The sequence below is a fragment of the Allorhodopirellula solitaria genome, from assembly GCF_007859855.1.
GTDB classification, from domain to species: Bacteria; Planctomycetota; Planctomycetia; order Pirellulales; family Pirellulaceae; genus Rhodopirellula; species Rhodopirellula solitaria.
Genome location: NZ_SJPK01000001.1, coordinates 631571 through 649762, shown reverse-complemented (window position 1 = coordinate 649762; position 18192 = coordinate 631571). Strand labels below are relative to the sequence as shown.

At 57.9% G+C, this 18192-nt stretch carries 15 protein-coding genes; 8 read left to right on the top strand and 7 right to left on the bottom strand.

Annotation, left to right across the window (positions count from 1 at the left end):
* Positions 1-300: 300 nt before the first annotated feature.
* Positions 301-1866: a DUF805 domain-containing protein gene (locus tag CA85_RS02500; protein WP_146389689.1), complete on the top strand. Its 1566-nt coding sequence runs from the start codon at positions 301-303 to the stop codon at positions 1864-1866.
* Between the two features lie 359 nt (positions 1867-2225).
* On the opposite strand, the gene CA85_RS02495 is transcribed toward CA85_RS02500, so the two are convergent.
* The 5 genes from CA85_RS02495 to CA85_RS02475 all read right to left on the bottom strand — a co-directional run bounded on the left by CA85_RS02495 (position 2226) and on the right by CA85_RS02475 (position 6936).
* On the bottom strand, positions 2226-2915 hold the full coding sequence (locus CA85_RS02495; RefSeq protein WP_146389688.1) for an ABC transporter ATP-binding protein: 690 nt from the start codon (positions 2913-2915) through the stop codon (positions 2226-2228).
* Positions 2916-4475 (bottom strand): efflux RND transporter periplasmic adaptor subunit, encoded by a 1560-nt coding sequence (locus CA85_RS02490; protein WP_146389687.1) that lies wholly within the window; start codon positions 4473-4475, stop codon positions 2916-2918.
* A 3-nt stretch (positions 4476-4478) separates the two neighbouring features.
* The gene (locus tag CA85_RS02485; protein ID WP_391564837.1) at positions 4479-5009 is read right to left on the bottom strand and encodes a hypothetical protein; all 531 of its coding nucleotides are present in this window, start codon (positions 5007-5009) and stop codon (positions 4479-4481) included.
* A 27-nt stretch (positions 5010-5036) separates the two neighbouring features.
* Entirely contained in the window at positions 5037-6191 is a 1155-nt protein-coding gene (locus CA85_RS02480; RefSeq protein WP_146389685.1) for an ABC transporter permease, read from the bottom strand.
* A 346-nt stretch (positions 6192-6537) separates the two neighbouring features.
* Positions 6538-6936, bottom strand: a complete 399-nt coding sequence (locus CA85_RS02475) for a hypothetical protein (protein WP_146389684.1) — start codon at positions 6934-6936, stop codon at positions 6538-6540.
* A 263-nt stretch (positions 6937-7199) separates the two neighbouring features.
* Here CA85_RS02475 and CA85_RS02470 point away from each other — a divergent pair, with 263 nt between their 5' ends.
* The 5 genes from CA85_RS02470 (at position 7200) to CA85_RS02450 (ending at position 13568) form a co-directional block, all read left to right on the top strand.
* A complete protein-coding gene (locus CA85_RS02470) occupies positions 7200-7694 on the top strand; it encodes a hypothetical protein (RefSeq protein ID WP_146389683.1) in 495 nt (164 codons plus the stop codon).
* Positions 7695-7714: 20 nt separating this feature from the next.
* Complete coding sequence (locus tag CA85_RS02465) at positions 7715-9193, top strand: sodium:solute symporter family protein (protein ID WP_146389682.1); 1479 nt, start codon at positions 7715-7717, stop codon at positions 9191-9193.
* Positions 9194-9310: 117 nt separating this feature from the next.
* Positions 9311-10375, top strand: coding sequence for an aspartate/ornithine carbamoyltransferase family protein (locus CA85_RS02460; protein ID WP_146389681.1), 1065 nt, complete (start codon positions 9311-9313; stop codon positions 10373-10375).
* Between the two features lie 36 nt (positions 10376-10411).
* Positions 10412-12334: an asparagine synthase (glutamine-hydrolyzing) gene (asnB, locus tag CA85_RS02455; protein ID WP_146389680.1), complete on the top strand. Its 1923-nt coding sequence runs from the start codon at positions 10412-10414 to the stop codon at positions 12332-12334.
* Position 12335: 1 nt separating this feature from the next.
* Positions 12336-13568, top strand: coding sequence for a Zn-dependent hydrolase (locus CA85_RS02450; RefSeq protein WP_146389679.1), 1233 nt, complete (start codon positions 12336-12338; stop codon positions 13566-13568).
* 507 nt (positions 13569-14075) lie between these two features.
* Here the strand turns inward: CA85_RS02450 and CA85_RS02445 are convergent.
* Together CA85_RS02445 and CA85_RS02440 are read right to left on the bottom strand one after the other, a co-directional pair.
* A complete protein-coding gene (locus tag CA85_RS02445; protein WP_146389678.1) occupies positions 14076-14435 on the bottom strand; it encodes a hypothetical protein in 360 nt (119 codons plus the stop codon).
* A gap of 52 nt (positions 14436-14487) precedes the next feature.
* Positions 14488-14673, bottom strand: coding sequence for a hypothetical protein (locus CA85_RS02440; protein WP_146389677.1), 186 nt, complete (start codon positions 14671-14673; stop codon positions 14488-14490).
* A gap of 267 nt (positions 14674-14940) precedes the next feature.
* On the opposite strand from CA85_RS02440, the gene CA85_RS02435 reads away from it, so the two are divergent.
* A complete protein-coding gene (locus CA85_RS02435) occupies positions 14941-15687 on the top strand; it encodes a cysteine hydrolase family protein (RefSeq protein ID WP_146389676.1) in 747 nt (248 codons plus the stop codon).
* Positions 15684-18014 carry an exo-beta-N-acetylmuramidase NamZ domain-containing protein gene (locus CA85_RS25560; protein ID WP_146389675.1) on the top strand — a complete coding sequence of 777 codons (2331 nt, stop codon included), beginning with the start codon at positions 15684-15686 and terminating at the stop codon, positions 18012-18014. Before CA85_RS02435 ends, CA85_RS25560 begins: the two co-directional genes overlap by 4 nt.
* Positions 18015-18192: the final 178 nt, after the last annotated feature.

The window sequence follows — 18192 nt, the reverse complement described above, 5'->3', positions numbered from 1 at the left end:
TTTCAAAGTGGCGTAAGCTTCCAGCTTGCGATGTCAAGCTTCCCGCTTGCGATGTTGCTCAGCAAAGTGGGCTGTTCATGGAGTAGTCACCACCAACTCGGTGAAATCCCACAGACTTTTCCGCAAAAATTGCCGGCGTTCCCCGCTCACGGACTCGTTTTCTGTCGCGGATGCTGTTGTGCGTCACTTTCTACTGCGGTCGGTAGTGTAGCGTGCCCGAACGTGTTCGCCTGGTGTGCCCATCGGCGATTCGCATTCTGAGGTCAGGCGATCGTTATCATTTCGATTGGGATTTCTACGATGGACGAAACCGCATCCGATATCGAGCGACAGGATGAGTCAGTGCTTTTTCACTGGACACGATGGTTCTGGATCGACGGTCCGGTCTCGCGGTACGAATACGTGGTGCTCGGCTTTGGGTTGGCGCTGCTCAAGTATCTGATTGAGCTATCTGTGTTCGTGATCTTGACAGGGAGATTTTTCACGCCACTGAACTTTCTCAACCCCTGGCTCAATAGCAAGGCCGGGGTGCTCGACGCCTATCCTGCCGTGGCGATGGGATGGCTGCTGTTCACATTGCCCTTTGTGGCGATTGCGGTTTCGATGAGTGTCCGCCGCGCCGCCGATGCGGGATGGAGTCCCTGGTGGGGCCTTTCGATGCTCGTCCCGATCGTGAATTTTGCGTTCATGGCAATCCTATCGATTGCGCCAGGCCGCGATCGAGCCCTGGACGCGATCGCTGACGAGGAAAGGGCACAGGTCAGCACTGCCTTCGCGCCACCGGCGATATCAGACCATCCCAACGACGCGTTTACGCGACGCCTGTCGGAGCGTGAACCCGACCAACCCGCCGCAGCAATGGCCGCGATTGGCATTGGGTGTGCGGTTCAGGTGATTGTCGGCTTACTCAGCGTATGGGTGTTCCGCGAGTACGGTTTTGTGCTGTTCTTCACCACTCCGATCATTGCCGGAGCGATCTCGGGTGCGGTTTACAATCGCCACTGTGCGTTTGGTTTGGGCGGCCTCTTTGGGCTGATTGCTCTGATGAATATCGCTTCGTTTGCACTCATGCTCGGCGTGGGGCTTGATGGTGCGATCTGTTTGTTAATGGCGTTCCCTCTGCTGTGGCCATTGAGCTTCTTCGGTGGGTTGGCCGGGCGTGCCATTTCGGTGGCGAGACTTCGGTACCGTGATGAGCGGCGAGGAATGATCGGTACGATGCTGTTGTTGCCATTGGCGATACTACTCGAGCCTTTTGACGATCATCGAGTGCTGCACCGCGTCGACACGACGGTCGTGATCAATGCGCCCGCAGATCGCGTCTGGGAACAGGTTATTGCGTTTCCCGAGATAACGGAAAGGCCTGCATGGTTCTTTCGTTTAGGCATCGCGGCACCGATCCGTGCCCGGATTGATGGGGAAGGCGTGGGGGCGTGCCGCTATTGCGAATTCACGACTGGACCGTTTGTCGAACCGATCACCGTTTGGCTGCCCCCGTCGCCGAGCAGCAAAGCTGGACGACTCGCTTTCGATGTCGCCGAGCAACCGCAACCGATGCGTGAGTGGACTCCTTTCTCGGGATTGCACCCACCGCATCTCGAAGACGGTTTCGTCAGTCGACGCGGCCAGTTCTTGCTCGAGCCGATGCCGGGCAACCGGACCCGCTTGACTGGCACCACGTGGTATGACATCGATGTCCGGCCGCGGCTCTATTGGCAGGCATGGGCCGCGCCGACGATCCACGCGATTCACTGCCGCGTGCTCGACCACATCAAACGAGGTTGTGAGGAGCGATCGATGGAGCTGATTCCGGCGGTCTTGGAGCGAAGCCGCAGCGAAACCGGCGAACTAAGCAACGCACGATGAATAAAAGTCGGTTTTTGTAGTGGACGAGGCGAGGAGTCCGTCTTTACCCACAAAACCGGATCCCCTGTCAGCTTGTCTGACAGGAATCTCCGTTTTGTGATTAGATAAAGATGGAGCGTTCACCCCGCTCCCATGCGGGCTTGCCCCGCATGACAGCAAAGTTTATCGACTTGGTTTCCTGTCAGACAAGCTGACAGGGGAACGTGTGTCGATACCACGGTTTTCTAATTTGAAAACGTCGCTTCCCGTGTGACAAGCACACGGGGGAGCAAACTTGTGGGTAATCAACAGGAGGCGAGGAGTCCGGCGGCTTTGGACTCGTCGCCTCGTCCACTACGACAGAAATTGATCGTGCGTTACTAAGCGGGTTGTTGATTCCGAGGCAGGAACTTGCCTCGATCGAGAACGAGTTGCCGCGACGCGATGCCGGCGACATCTTGATCATGGGTAACCATCAGCAGGGTGATCCCAAGTTCTTGGTTCAGTCGCTGCAGTAAGACCTGGACCTGCTCACTCGTCTGCGTATCGAGGCTACCGGTGGGCTCGTCGGCAACAACGACCTTGGGGTGGGCCACGATGGCTCGAGCGATCCCGACGCGTTGTTCTTGGCCCCCAGAGAGTTGGCGCGGATAGTGGTCGGCGCGGTCGCTCAGTCCCACCGCTTCGAGAGCGATCTGTACCCGTTGCCGGCGCTGGGCGCTGGAAAGCTTCAGTAGCAAGGTCGGTAGCTCGATATTCTCGTAGGCGGTAAGCACGGGGATCAAATTATGAGTTTGAAAGATATAGCCGAGATTCGCAGCCCGCCAGTCCGCGAGTTTGCTGCGTGAGAGCTTGGTGACCTCCGTCTGGTCGACGGTAATCGTGCCTGCATCCGGTCGATCGATCCCGCTGACGAGATTCAACAACGTGCTCTTGCCGGTACCACTCGGTCCCATCAGCGAGACGAACTCACCTTCCTCGATATCGAGATCGATGGCGTCCAAGGGAGTAATCGTTTCGTCGCCTTTGCGAAAGCTTTTCGAGACGCCACGCAGTTCTACCAATGCCATCTATCTGATTCCCATGGTTGCATCGTCCCCGGTGACTTCGACCGCGGTACCTTGTTCTAGACGATCACGTCCGCTGCTGATTATCTTGTCGGTTACCTGAAGGCCCGATTTAATTTCCACCAACCCATCGGGGCTCTCGCTGCCGATCTCGATGCGCCGTTGTTGTGCGGTTTCATCGGCGTCAACGATCCACACCGATGCGCCGTCGTCACCCTGCGTCACCAGGGAACTTGGCACGAAGACCCGTTCGGTCGCCTCGTCCTGTTGAAGTTCTTGGTCGGTCAGGGGCGCTAGGAACGTCGCCGTGACGAGCATTTGCGGGCTGACGGTCACGGGTGGATTGAGCAGTTCCACTTTCACCTCGAGAGTGTTTTTCTGGATATTGGCAGAGCTTGTCGACTGCAGAACCCGGCCCTTGATCACTTGCTTACTCGAAGCGGTTTCGATCTCAACTTCTTGTCCCTGAATCACGAGCGGCACGTCTTCCAATCGCACGTCGACACGCACTTGCAATCGCTCGGGATCGTACATTTCGACCACTGTGCTCGAACTATGAGACGCGAGTGAATCCAGTCCCATCACCCGCGCTCCGGGGGAGGCAACGAGCCGCAGCACGCGGCCGCTCAGCGGAGCGACGACGACGTTTCGTTGGAGTTCCAGTTCGGCTTGGCGGAGTTTCAGCGCCGCTTCGCTCTTAAGCGCCGCGGCGGATTGTAGTTTCGCCTTGGCGGCTTGAATCTGCCGCGTCTCTTCGACCATCAAGTCGAGCTGCCGCTCGAGGGCCTGCACCTTGTCAGCGAGTGCATCGGCTTCGCTTTGCAGGTTGGGTTTGCGATTGCGGAGTTCGAGCAGATTGGCGTTTGCGGATGCGTAATCGCTCTCCGCCAGAGCGATCACACGATCGGAGACCGCGCCTTTGGCAGATCGTTTGCCGTCCCGGCTGTCCAAGGCGTAGGCGAGTTGCGCTTCGGCTGCCTCAATCAGGTACGGTAATTTATCAATTTCTGTTTTGGTCTTTGCCAGCAAACTGCGAGCGTCGGCAAGGGGCGCCTGCAGATGCACCGGATTCGCGAATCGGATCTTCGCCGCCTCAACTTCGGCCTGAGCGCCTTCGAGTTCACCCTGTCGAATGTCAAGGGACGTTCTCGCTTGCTCGACCCTCAGCTCCGCATCGATGGAAATCAATCGAGCTACTGGTTCTCCCTTTTTAACGAACTGTCCTTCGACAACGAGCAGTTCCTGGATCACGCCGGGAGCGAGAGCCGCGACACTGATAGCGGTGGGGCGAGGCTCGATCCAGCCGGGGGCCTGAAACAACTGAGTCCCGGCCTGCTGGACAACAGACCGTTTGACGATCACGGGAACCACAGTGACTTCCTGGCGCGGCATCAAACCACGGCCGGCCGCAGCAACGAGCAATACTAAAAACCCCAGTAGGATGGTAGCGGGTAGCAGGTACCTCGCCAGCCATTGGCGACGTCGTCGGGGCGACGCGGATCGCTCGCCCTCGGGTGAGCGATCGAGCGCCAATTGGCTGAGGTCCAAAGGAGCGTTGGTCATTGCTTAGGCACTTGGACGGACGAAGACTTCGCTGGTGGTGACCGAGAGATTGCCTTGGTCATCACGCTGGGCTTTGCCCTTGACGACAACGGTCGACAACTCTTTGACGTCGAGAATATCCCGGGCATCTTGAGCAACGGGTGCGCCAGACGCATCGACAATCTTGACCGTCGCGATGTTGGTTTTGACGTCATCGGTTTGGCAGCAATAGTCCCAGGGCGTGGGGCAGCCTTCTTCGGCAGCACAGTAGGGGACCTTGGGATCGACAATCGTGAAGGCAGCCAAGCCTTCGACGAACGGTTCGCTCGAGCCACCGACCAAGCCCACGAGGGTAATGTCTTGCCCGTCCTCCGAGTTTTCGCGTGCTTCGCCGACTGGCACTGCGTCGGCCGGTTCAACGTCCACGGCGTAGGCCGATCGAGGGCTGGGCGAATCGCCTCCCTCATTCGATGCCACGTCTGCGCCTTGCTGGCAACCCGACACGACGGCCAATAACGCGGCAAGCCCCAGGCCTGCAGTCCAATTTGTCAACATTCTCATCATCAGTTCTCCGAAAGGAAATTAAACAGCTTTCAAACTCGTTGCGACTTCTGCTCGCAACGCTTTGAGCGCCGGGGGCAACGCGCCCAAGACGCCTAACAACAAACCAACGCCGCACCCAATCAGGATTGCGACGCTATCGATGCGTAATGCAAACGCACCCATCGTGAACCGCACCGCCATGCCATTGAGCATCGTCAGTGCGATCACACCTGAGAGAAGCGACCCGGCTGCTGCCAGCAGGACGCCTTCTTGAATCAGGCTGACTAGGATCGCCCGACGGCGAAACCCGATTGCTTGCAAGGTCGCGATCTCGCGAATCCTGCCGGCAACCGCTCCGTACATCATGTTCAATCCAGCAAAAACACCCGCGCCCGACACCAGCACGACCACGAACCAAGCGAGTATCCGAACCGGTTTGTAGTGTTGTTGCAGGGTCGCGTAGTAGTCGGTTTCACGGATGGCCCTGAGTTCCAAGTCCGTGCGTTCTTTACAAAATAATTTAACCTCCGCGGGCGAACCGCTGGGTGAGAGCAGCATCGCGGCGAGACTCAGGTCCTGGCGTTTGGTCGCCGTCTGGAAATCGTCCAGTGGGCACCAGAGTTCCGATTCGTAGGCGGCACCGCCCGCAGCAAAGCGGCCCACGATCGTCCAACTGCGGCCCTCGAACTCAATTCTCTTTCCAATGCTCATGGCCGCGTTCGTGCTGCCGAGTTTCGCCGCGGCCAATCGGCCGACGATCACCTCGCCATCCTCTGGCCAGTCGCCTTCGATCAATTGGACCGAACGACGGACCAGTGGCGCTGCGAGGGTGACGCCGCGAACCAAGCCTAAGCCTTCGTCACCCGCTGAACTGGTCACCCGAGTACCCAAGTACAACTCAGGAGAGATGTGATTAACACCGAAACGATCGACCACCGAATCGAAGCTGGCCGAGATCAATGACGGGGTGCGGGCGGCGATGGATGAATTTTCGATGTTTTCCTCTGAGTTCACTGAATAGACCAAGACGACGTTTTCATCACCGCTAACGGCGAGGGACCGCTCGAGGCCGCGGATGAATCCCACCACGACAAACACCAACATCACGACCGTCGCCAAGGCGACGAGCGTTAAGGCTGTTCGCACGGGCCGGCGGGCCAGATTGCGAACTCCGTATTCCCAAGGAAGAAGCATGGTGCGGAAACGAGAGAGCTAGGAACGGGTGAATGCGGAAATCGCCTGAAACCTCAAGTTCGGGAGAAGCCGAAGATCAAGGCGCTGTCCGCCGAGCTGGTGCGTGCGAATTGTTCGATACCATTGCCGGTGGGCACTAATGCCGGTTCTCAAAACGAATTGCGTTTGGCGGGGAAAACTGAGGCTACCGCCCCGGCCCCATTGGGTTTGCCCCGAATGACTTTCCGGCCTGCATGCGAGCGCATCGATCGCCTCAGCATGAGGACCGATTTGGCTCTGTCACTGCCTGTGGAACCGCTACGGAGCGATCCACTCGGTGATCAATGGCCACTGGATCATGAATGGCTCAGAGCAGCCAAGATTGCAGCGATTGGCGGACATCACGCCCGCCCAGAAGTTGCCCCGTCGGCAGCACCGGCCGCCAAGCCCAGGCAGTAGAAACGACGCTCGGTGTGTTCCTCACGATCAATCCTGGCAGATCCGCGTCGTAGCGGCTCACCGGATCGGAAAGCTGAACATCCGCGTTGACGATCGCACCCTCGCAGATGCAGTTCGGGCAGTCGCAGCCATCTTCGCAGGGTTTGGGCGCATTGGGTGACGGGGCACCGACGTGCTCCGAGCAGCAGTGGCAAGCAGCAACCCTCGGTTCCTCCGCCGACGTTGGATTCGCATCGCACGAATGGCAACGCAGCGGACACATCAACAAATTGATGATCAGCAGCAGAGAGAGGAGCACAGGTTTCATGCCAAAGATTCTAGTCAACGCGGCGTTCGAGATCAAGATCGTTGGAATCTTCTGTTATGCTGTGGGTTCGCTGCGAAGGGTCGAGACACCGCGGCGGTTTCGCGGTCGTCGAGATCGTGTTAGCCTGGTGCCGAAAACCAATATCATCCCTGAGTTCACTGTTTTTTGTGGTTCGCCGGCGGACGAAACCACTTTCACCATTCACCAAGGTACGTGTTTTTTACTGCTCAGACGCTGGGTGGTAAAGCTTTCACATCGCTTCCATGCGACCGCTCCATCTCGGTCTAACGTTGTTGCTGTTCTTTCAGGCGGGGTCTGTGGTCGCCCAAGGTACGTCGCGGGATGCACCTCCGTCGGGCATGATGGCGTTTAAGCAAGTCGAGTTCGACGATGTCCGAGCGGGCTACGTGACGCTGGAGTGGAATGATATTCTCGACGAGGCGGAGTTTGAATCGAGTTACCTCGTTAAAGATGGTGAGGGGACGACGTACTACCGCGGCCATTTGCCAATGGCGTTCATTTCTGGGTTGCCCGACGGTGAGTACCGTTTTGACGTTTGGGCGGTCGATAGCGAGGGCAGCATTCTCGCCCGGGGTAGCGGGCCGGCTGTCGTGCGAGTCGAGCATTGGTCCCTGACGCAAGCGATGTCGCTGTTCGTGATCGGGCTGGTAGTCTTTCTGATTTTGGTGGGAGTGATTGTCCACGGCGCGGTCCGTGGACGCTCTCCGAAACGGTTCGCAGGAGACGTCCTGCGGTGAATGCAATGGGAGACGGGTGGATGATCGGTGCCGCTCCGATACTCTCGCCAATGGCGGGGTATGTGCTGTTGGCTATTTTCAGCGTGTTGTGGGTCGCGTTAGGGGTTTGGTGGGGCAGGCGAGCGAATTCCTATGAAGGATTTGCGGTGGCGGGCCGCAATGTTGGCTTGGCGTTGGGGACCGCGACAGCGGTTGCGACATGGATCACGTCCAACACCACGATGCTCGCGCCGCAGTTTGCTCTGCAACTCGGTGTCTGGGGGGCTTTGGCCTACAGCACCGCGAGTTTCGGACTCTTCGCGTTCGCGCCCATGAGCGGCCGGATTCGCCAGTTGATGCCTGAAGGCTACACCGCCGTGGAGTTTGTGCGGCGTCGCTATGGCGTGGTCGCGACGGGGCCTTTTTTGTTGATCTCATTGTTCTATGCGATCACGTGGTTGATCTCGATGTCGATGGCCGGTGGCAAGTTGCTCGAGGTGCTCGCGGGGATTCCCTATGAGGTCGGGATGACCGTGGTCCTCTTGGTCTGCGTTGCCTACACGCTCTTCGGCGGGATGTATGCCGTCATCGGCACGGACTTCATCCAGAGTTTGATCATCATGATCGGGCTCGTGGTGGTCTCTGTTGCCGTTCTCAATCAGGTCGAGATCGCAGACGTGCATGAGAAGTTGCGAGCTGACCGTCCGATGTTGCTTTCGATTTTCTTCCCGGCGGCGTTGATGGCGATTTTCAACAACATGCTGTTTGGTTTTGGTGAGATTTTCCATAGCAACGTATGGTGGAGCCGTGCTTTCGCGATGCGCGAAGGCGTGGGGCCAAAAGCCTACGTGCTCGGGGGCTTGCTCTGGTTGCCGATCCCAATCGTGGCTGGCTTTTTAGGGTTGGCGGCCCCTGCGTTGGGAATCGGAATCAGCCAGCCGGACACGGTCGGGCCGTTGGTGGCCGCGACGCTGCTCGGGGATGTTGGCGCCCTATTGGTGTTCATTGTTATTTTCTGTTCACTCGCTTCGAGTATCGATTCGCTGCTGGCGGCGACCTCGGATCTCATCGTCAATGATATTGCCGGACCGTTGGTCCCGGGCGGTGCGACGCAGAAGCAAAAGCGACGCTGGTCCAGCCTGAGTATCGTCGCCCTGGGCGCTTTGGCGTGGGCGGTGGCGCTGCCCAATGTTTCGGACCTTGCCACCGTGCTGTTTTTCGCCGGTCCGCTGGTGGGCAGTTGCATTTGGCCCATCGTCGGCGGTCTCTACTATCGACGTCCCGGTGGCATTGCGGCAGCAGCGGCGATGATTAGCGGCAGTCTCGTTGGATTGCTGGCATACTACGCGATCGGTTGGATGGTGGCGTCGCTGGTCGGAGCAGCGGTGTCCGGGGTCGTGTTCGCGCTGTTGGTTTGGTGGCAGCCGGACGATTTCGATTTTGAGTTGTTGTCGCAACCGGCGCCTCAACCGAGCGACGATGTCCGTCACATCGAACCCACTACCGCGGCGGGAGCCTAGTATCATGTTTCCTTTGTGGCTGCTTCAATTTCTCGTAGTTGGTGGATTGATCCTCACGTGTGTGGGGATTGTTCTGCTGATCGTTTTCCTGGTACTCGACACTCGAGGCAAACAGATATGGTGAGTCCGACTGAGATGGCGGCCAATTCCAAAGGGCCGCGATTGTGGCCTGAGCCTCTGTTGGCGGTTACTGACGGAGCGGTGGATCGCGAAGCGCTCAGTGCGTTGGCGGGCACGTCTCTGCTCAATCCCAGGCAACTCGATCGCCGGACCGTGACAGCGATCGCTCAGCTCGCGGCGCTCCTGGAATCAAGAAACGTCGAGATGGATAAGCCACTCGATGGGAAGATTGCGATTACCGCTTTTTTCGAAGCCAGTACGCGGACCCGGTTGTCCTTCGAGAGCGCTGTCCTGCGGCTCGACGGGAAGGTGCTGTCCGTTCCCGATGGGCAGGTCACCGGCATCGCCAAAGGTGAGTCGATTGCCGACATCGGTGAAATGTTCAACACCTACGGTGACGTCGTGATCATGCGACATCCCGACACGGATTCCTTGGAACAGATCAGCAAGAATCTGCATCGGCCCCTCATCAATGCCGGCAATGGCTCGGGGCACCATCCCACGCAAGCATTGATCGATTGGTACGCATTGCTGAAGTGGCGTCCGGACCTATCGCGGGTGATCTGTCCTGCTGAAAAGCAAATCCACATCGGCATCATCGGGACGCCAGGCTCGATGCGGACGGTCAAAAGTTTCCTGCGTCTGGCGTTGATGTTCAGCGGATCGGTCAAGAAGATCACGATCATTTCTGAACTCGCCGATCCAGTCGGGTTGGATTTGACCGAACCGATCGAAGAATCGCCGATTGAGATCGACATTACCAATGACGTGCAGAGCGTCTTGCCACAGCTGGACGTTGTGTACATGAACTCCATCGCATTCCTCGGAGACAGCTACCGCAATCTCGATGCGAGATATCAATTGGACTGCGATAGCGATCTGAAACCGGGGGCCGTGATCCTGCATCCGTTGGCACGCAATCAAGAGCTGTCGGTTGAATTGGACGAGACGGATCACAACCTCTACTTCGCTCAAGCCGCCGGTGCCGTGTTTGTTCGCCAAGCGATCCTCGCATCGATCCTCGATCGCCTCGACCGCATCAGCGGCATCAAATCAGTCTAGCTCTCTCCCACTTTTCCCTCTTTCCCCCTCTTGCTCATGTGCGGCATCACCGGGTTCTGGAACCCTCAACGCAATAGCGAACGCGACCTCCGCTCGACACTCGACCGGATGCTCGATGTGCTCGATCATCGCGGTCCTGATGAACGTGGCAGTCGATTGTTTATCGATCAGGGGCTGGCCCTGGGGCACACGCGGTTGTCGATCATTGGACTGGATTGCGGCCACCAACCCATCTCCACGGACGACGGTGACTATGCCGTCACGGTCAACGGCGAACTCTACAACTACAAACGCATCCGCACCCAATTGGCGTGCGAGAGCCTCGAGTGCAACGGCAAGAGTGATAGTTCGATCGCTTTGCCGCTGTACCTTAAATACGGTCTCGCAATGGTCGAGCACCTGCGTGGTGAGTTCGCGATCGTGCTCTACGATCATCGCGAACAACGCTTGATCCTGATCCGGGATCGGTTCGGAATCAAACCGCTCTACTATGCCGCCGGTGACAACGGGCTCGTGTGGGGTTCCGAGGTCAAATCGATTCTGCAGCATCCCGATGTCCCCGCCAAGCTTTGTCCCAAGGCGGCTGTGCATCAGATGATGCAAGTGATGGTGCCGGGATCGACGGCGTTTGAAGGTGTCGACGCGCTCCAGCCGGGGCACATGCTGGTCGCTCAATTGCGAGACGGCCGGCTCGAGATTGACACGCAGCGTTGGTGGGATTTCACGTTTCCCGAATCCCATGATCCCAATCCGGATCCCGCCGAGTACGTGCAGGGTGTTCAGGACCGGTTGATCGATGCTGTGGCGACGCGGTTGGAGGCAGACGTCCCCGTGGGCTGTTATCTCTCCGGCGGCATCGACAGCTGTTCGATCCTCGGCTTGGCAACGACGTTGATGCAGTCGTCGGTCAAGGCGTTTACGATCGCGTTTGATAGCGACGAGTACGACGAATCCAACATTGCCAAACGGATGGCAGAGCGTACCGGTGCGGAACAAGAACTGCTGCGTCTGACTGAGAAGGAACTCTACGGTCCAGCCTTCGAGCGGGCCACATGGCATGCCGAGCGAACGTTCTACAACACGCTCGCGGTGGCGAAGTGGCACATGAGCCGCCGGGTGCGGGCGTGCAACTACAAAGCCGTGGTGACGGGCGAGGGAAGTGACGAATTGTTCGGCGGGTACCCCTTCTTTAAACGCGATTGGCTCGGCCGCGAGGGAGAAGAGGCGGGTGTGTTCGCTGGCGCGATCCTCGCCGAAGAGGACCAGAAACATGCGGCCTGGCAAGACCTCTGCGGATTCACCCCGTCATGGTTGCAGCCCTGGATGCTCGTTCTCCAACGTTGTTCGCCACTGCTGTCGAGCGATTTGAAGGATTTACTCAATGAGTACGATCCCATCGCCGAGATCGCTGACGCTATCGATCCAGCGGCAGTGCGAGGACGCCATCGGCTTGACATCTCGCAGTACACGTGGAGCAAAACGATGCTCGAGGGCCAGATCCTGACTTGGGGCGGTGACCGCATGGACATGGCCAATTCCATGGAGGCCCGACCGGCGTTTTTGGACCATCATCTCGCAGAGTATGCCACCACGATCCCACCAGAAGTTCGGATTCGCGACGGAGTGGAAAAATGGGTGCTGCGGGAGGCGATGGTCAACGTGCTGCCACGCGAGTTGTATGAACGCAAGAAGTTCGCGTTCATGGCGCCGCCTGCCCATACCGACCCGGTTAAACGGGCTGCCGTTCAAGAGATGATTGATCACTGGTTGACCCCGGAACGCGTCGCCGAAGTCGGGTTCTTTGACCACAGTGCGGTCGAGCGTTTCATCCACGACGCGTGGCGTGAAACCGACGGCACGATTGCTCGTCGCAACGACATTCTTATCAATCACATGCTGCAGCTACACATGCTGCACGGCCAATACGTCGAAGGCCAACCTCTCCCAGCGGTGGACTGAGATGCACGTTAACCTCGAACGCATTAAATCCGACATCCTCACCTTGGCGGAGATCGGCCGTCATGCCGATGATCGCGGTATCTACCGGATGGCGTTCACCGATGCGGATATGGAAGGCAAGCGTTGGTTGACGCAGCGAATCGAGTCAGCGGGCTTGCAGGCCTCGGTCGATGGGGCTGCCAATATTTCAGCGATCCGGGCCGGCACATCCGATTCGCCTCGTGTGCTCGTCGGCTCGCATATCGACACCGTTCCCTGCGCAGGCGCTTTGGACGGGACGCTCGGTGTGATCGTCGGGCTGGAATGCCTCCGGCGGATCCACGAAGAGAACGTCTCGCTGCGGAGGACCCTCGAACTGATCGCCTTCAGCGATGAAGAAGGACGCTTCGGCGGGATGTTCGGATCGCACTCCGTCTGCGGTTTGATTAATCCCGAACTGATCGCAACGATGGACGACCTCGATGGCATCAAGCTAGCCGATGAGATGCATCGACACGGCTACGAGCCGCTCGCTGCTCTCGAAGCGGCGCGTGACCCCGAATCCATCGCCAGCTACCTGGAACTGCATATTGAGCAGGGGCCAGTGCTCGACCACTTAAAGAAACCTATCGGGATCGTTGATGAAATCACCGGACTGTTCACGTGGTCGGTATGGTTTCGCGGAGAAGCCAACCATGCTGGGACGACCCCGATGGAAATGCGCAAAGATGCGTTCATGGGGCTCGCCGATTTCGCCCATGAGGTGCCCCGCATCCTGGATGAGAACGGTTCCCCTCGCAGCCGGGCGACGATCGGTAAAGCACAAATCTTGCCGGGGGCGGCCAACACCGTGCCCGGACTAGTGGAGTTTTCGCTCGATGTCCGCGACACCTCTGAGGACGTCTTGAGGGAGCTGGCCGAGTCGTTTCGCAAAGCTCTCTCGGCAATCGCCCGTCGCCGTGGATTGATGTTTGAGTTCCAACAGAAAAGCTATCTGCAACCGGTCCAGTGCGGTGGTGAACTCGTCGAGGAACTCACTCGGCAGAGCGAACGACTCGGACTCGAGGCCAATCGCATGCACAGCGGGGCTGCCCACGACGCTCAAATCATGGGCCGGATGGTCCCCGTCGGCATGATCTTTGTCCCGAGCAAGGGCGGACAGAGTCACTCGCCCGCTGAATGGACGGCCTGGTCGGATATCGAGGCAGGAGCGAACCTGATGCTGCATACCCTGATGAGCATTGCCGATCAGTAGTGAGCTATGAATCCACTGAATTTGATGCGACCTCTGTGGAGCGAGATCAGTGAGGGCCAATAGCGTTGCCGTGCTCGGAGGGGTTGCACAATGACCAAACAAGTGAGCGGCAAGACGCTAGCCGTCGGTATTGCACTGACACCGGCGGCTAGCGCCTTACCGCTCACGGGAAAAGTGGCAATGAATTCGGGGATTGATTCCTGGGTGACCTGCACAGGGTGGTGGATTTTCGAGGCACCTACTCCTGCGTCCACTGTTTTTTGCATTGTTCGAGAGCAGACGGTGCACTGACTTGTGCCGGGGAAAACGGACTCGGGCAGTGCTGGGACGCGGGCCTGGGAAGGGATATTTCGGCTGACAGTGCGCCAATGGTGCGACAAGTTCTCGACGGGGAAACTCTCGTCGAAGACTTCCTTATTTTGCTCATTGGACGCGGGAGTCAATGCCTCGAAAATCCAACATCCTCGACTGCAGCCACTAGCATCCGTGAAGACCTAGTCGGAAGAGCTATTTCTTCTTGCCTTTTTTGCCCTTGCCCTTCTTATCTTTACCCTTTTTCGCTTTGGAATCTTTTCCCTTCTTGCCCTTGCCTTTCTTCTTCTTCTTACCCTTGAGCTTCAGGTCTTTGGTGTTCTTGCCCTTTTTCTTGTTTTTGCCTTTCTTGGACTTGTCCTTCTTGCTTTTCTTGCCAGCCATTTTCATTTCTCTTTCAAAAGGATACCGACGGCGACTGCCGGCGGTTTGGATTGCGTCAGAGAGAACATCGCCTCTGACGATTCGACTTAGCAACACACGATGAATAAGTGTCGGTTTTAGTAGTGGACGAGGCGACGAGTCCAGCGGCTTTGAACTCGTCGCCTCGTCCACTACGACAGAAATTGATCGTGCGTTGCTTATGCATCGCGTGTCCATCGCGGTGTCACAAGTCTTCTGAGAGCTGACGGCGTGCTTCCCGCACGAGGACTCGTCGAGCCCAGTTGCTGAGCGACCGTTCATCCTGGCTGCATGCCGATTCGAGCAATGCGAGTTCTTTCTCGGAAACCCGCAAGTTGATTCGCTCGGTAAGCTTTTTCTCGGATTTAGTCTTGTCTTTCTTTTTAGCCATGATTGGATACCGCCTCAGTTCAATGAAGCATACGCTGTATGACAAAGTCAGTCAAGGGATGCTGGGGCGCACGCGATGGCGGCTGCTTGCTCCAAGCGGAGTGTGAGGCAGGCTGGGCGGTCGGGTGTGAAATTGCTGGGAGTGTTGTAGGGTAGGACATCGAAATCGCTCCACGACGCTCCCTATGCTTTGGCCTGCCGTTCGGTAAGTCATCAGGGGAGCCGAATCGGATTCACTTTGCAGATTCACTCTTCTGAGTTACCCCCTATGATTCAACCCGACCCCTCCTCGCCCGATTCCATCGACCCGCTGCGTAGCGTCTATCATCAATCGATGATCGACATTGCGTTGCATCGCGAGTTATTGATTTCGCACAACGCGGCTCTGCTGTGCATTGATCTGCAGTATCTCGATGCGGCGCCCGGTCATGGCGTGTTTGCGACGCCGGATCAAGGAGGGGTGTCGGCAGAGGGGCAGGCCTACTACTTCGATCGGTTGGAGAAACGCGTGCTGCCGGGAGTACGGAAACTGCAAGACGTTTTCCGTTCGCATGATCTGGAGGTGATCCACACGCGGATCCAAGCCTTGACGCATGACGGGCGCGATCGCAGCAAGGGGCACAAACGGCTGAATCTTTTGGCGGCTCCGGGATCTCGAGACGCGGACTTCCTCGAACAGGTAGCCCCGGATCCGGAGCGAGATGAAATTGTGATCAACAAGACCGCCAGCGGCGTGTTTTCGTCGACGAACCTGCATTATGTGCTCAACAACATGGGGATCGAGGCGTTGTTCATCGTCGGGGTGTACACCAACGAGTGTGTCGAGACGACAGTCCGAGACGCCTGCGACCTCGGTTACTTGGTAACGGTGGTGGAGGATTGCTGTGCGACGGTGACACCGGAGCTGCATGACGCGTCTCTGGCGACGCTCCGTGACCGGTACGCACGCGTGACGACACTGGGTGATACAATCGGCACCGTCGAACGTTTAATTCCTGAGACTGAGACCCCATGATGCTTGATTTAAGATGGACCGCTGTATTTGCATTTGCCATCCTGTTGATCTCCTTGGATGAGGCGCGATCCCAAGGCTTGTCCGCCTCGACGGCTGCACCGGTTGGCATGCAGACCGAGCGGCTGGCGGCGATCGAAGGGTTGATGAGTGAGGGAATCTCGCAGGGGAGACTTCCCGGCGGCGTGGTGTGTTTCGGCCGGCAGGGCGAGGTCATGTATCTCGAAGCATTCGGTAACCGCCAACTCGGTGACGCCCCCGAGGCCATGACCGTTGACACTGTCTTTGACCTGGCGTCGTTGACCAAGCCTGTGGCGACAGCGACGAGCATCATGAAGCTGGTTGAGAATGGAGAGTTGCTGCTGCGTGACAAAGTGGTCGATCATCTCCCGGAGTTCGCCCCGTACGGCAAAGATGAGATCACCGTCCAGGATCTGTTGCTGCATGAGAGCGGGTTGATCCCTGACAACGCCATGGCGGATTACCAGAATGGACCCGAAGTGGCGTGGGAAAAGATCTGTCAGTTGAAGCTCGTCTCACCCATTGGCGAACGCTTCCGTTATTCGGACGTCAACTTCATTGTGCTGGCCAAGCTAGTCGAACGGGTGACGGGCAAGAGCATCGATGTCTTTTCCCAGGACGAGTTGTTTGCGCCGTTGGGGATGGACGAAACAGGATACAACCCACCGGAGTCCTTGAAACACCGGGCCGCGCCGACGCAGAAACGTGATGGGGATTGGATGCGAGGCGAGGTGCACGATCCGCGGGCGCACGCGTTGTCCGGTGTCGCCGGGCATGCGGGATTGTTTTCCACTGCCACGGATATTGCCGTTTACGCGCAAATGATGTTGGGCAATGGAAGCGCGGACACCGCTGATGGAGAAGCCCGGGTATTGTCACCGGCGACCGTTTCCAAGATGACTGCGGCCTACCGGGTCTCTTCGGGCATCCGCGGTCTGGGCTGGGACAAACAAACGGCGTACTCAAGTAATCGCGGTGATCTGCTCTCTTCCAGTGCCTTCGGCCACGGTGGGTTCACGGGGACGGTATTGTGGATCGATCCGGAACTCGATCTGTTCTTCGTCTTTCTAAGCAACCGCGTGCACCCCGACGGTCGTGGCAGTGTCAATCACTTGGCAGGCAAAATCCTCAATGTCGTGGTGAGTTCTCTCGTCGAGCAGCCGCGCCGCGTGACGCACGACGTGCAGCCCGGGATCGACGTGCTGCTTTCGAACGGCTTTCGGGCACTCGCGAATCAGCGTGTGGGGTTGATCACCAACCACACCGGCCGCAGTGCTGACGGAACCAGTACGGCCTCCATCCTGCAGTCGGCACCTGAGGTTGCTTTGACGGCATTGTTCAGTCCGGAGCACGGGATTGCCGGTCGGCTCGATCATTCCAATATCGCTAACACGAAAGATGATCAGACCGGCCTCCCCGTGTTCAGCCTCTATGGTGAGACGCGGCGACCCACACCCGAGATGCTTGCGGAGATCGATACACTCGTCTTCGACATTCAAGACATTGGCACCCGGTTCTACACCTATATCTCGACGATGGGCGAGGCGATGGTAGCGGCCGCGGAAGCGAAGAAGCGTTTCGTGGTGCTCGACCGTCCGAACCCTCTCGGCGGACTCAATGTCACGGGCCCGATGCTCGATGAGGGCAAGGAATCCTTTGTGGGCTACACACGCCTACCGGTGCAGCACGGGATGACGATTGGTGAGATCGCTCAACTCATCCGCGCCGAGCACGATCTCGATTTAGATCTCGAAGTGATTCAGTGTCAGGGTTGGCAGCGAAGTGATAGCTGGGATGAAACCGGTCTGACCTGGATCAACCCTTCTCCGAACATGCGTAATCTGACGCAGGCGTTCCTCTATCCAGGGATCGGATTGATCGAGACCACGAATGTCTCGGTGGGGCGGGGAACCGATACGCCCTTTGAAGCCGTCGGCGCCCCCTGGATCGACGGCCGCGAGCTGGCGAGGCATCTCAACGAACGCGAACTGCCGGGTGTGCGGTTCGTGCCAATTCAGTTCACTCCAGATGCGAGCAAGTACAGTGATCAATTGTGCGGCGGTATTCAGATCATGGTCACCGAGCTGGATCAGCTCAATGCGGTCCGGGTCGGTCTCGAACTAGCAACCGCATTGCATCAGCTCTACCCAGACGACTGGCAGACCAAAAGTTTGAACCGGCTGCTCGGCAACGATCAGGTCTATGACAGCATCACAGACGGCGACGACGCGATGACTACCTGGATGAAATCGCTCAGTGGCGTATCGCAGTTCCGCGCGTCACGCCCGCAGTACCTACTGTACGAGTAGGACAACGCTCTTATGGGAGAACGCTATGAAGCGTTGTTTTGGGCTCATCCGATGGAAGCGTGTGCGGAGCGCAGGGGAAGGTTTTTCTGGTTCTTCTCGGCATGGCTGGCTTGGTAACCCGATGCGTCTGCGAGCTAGGAAAATGCAGTGCTTTGCATGGTCAGCAGATGTTCCTCGC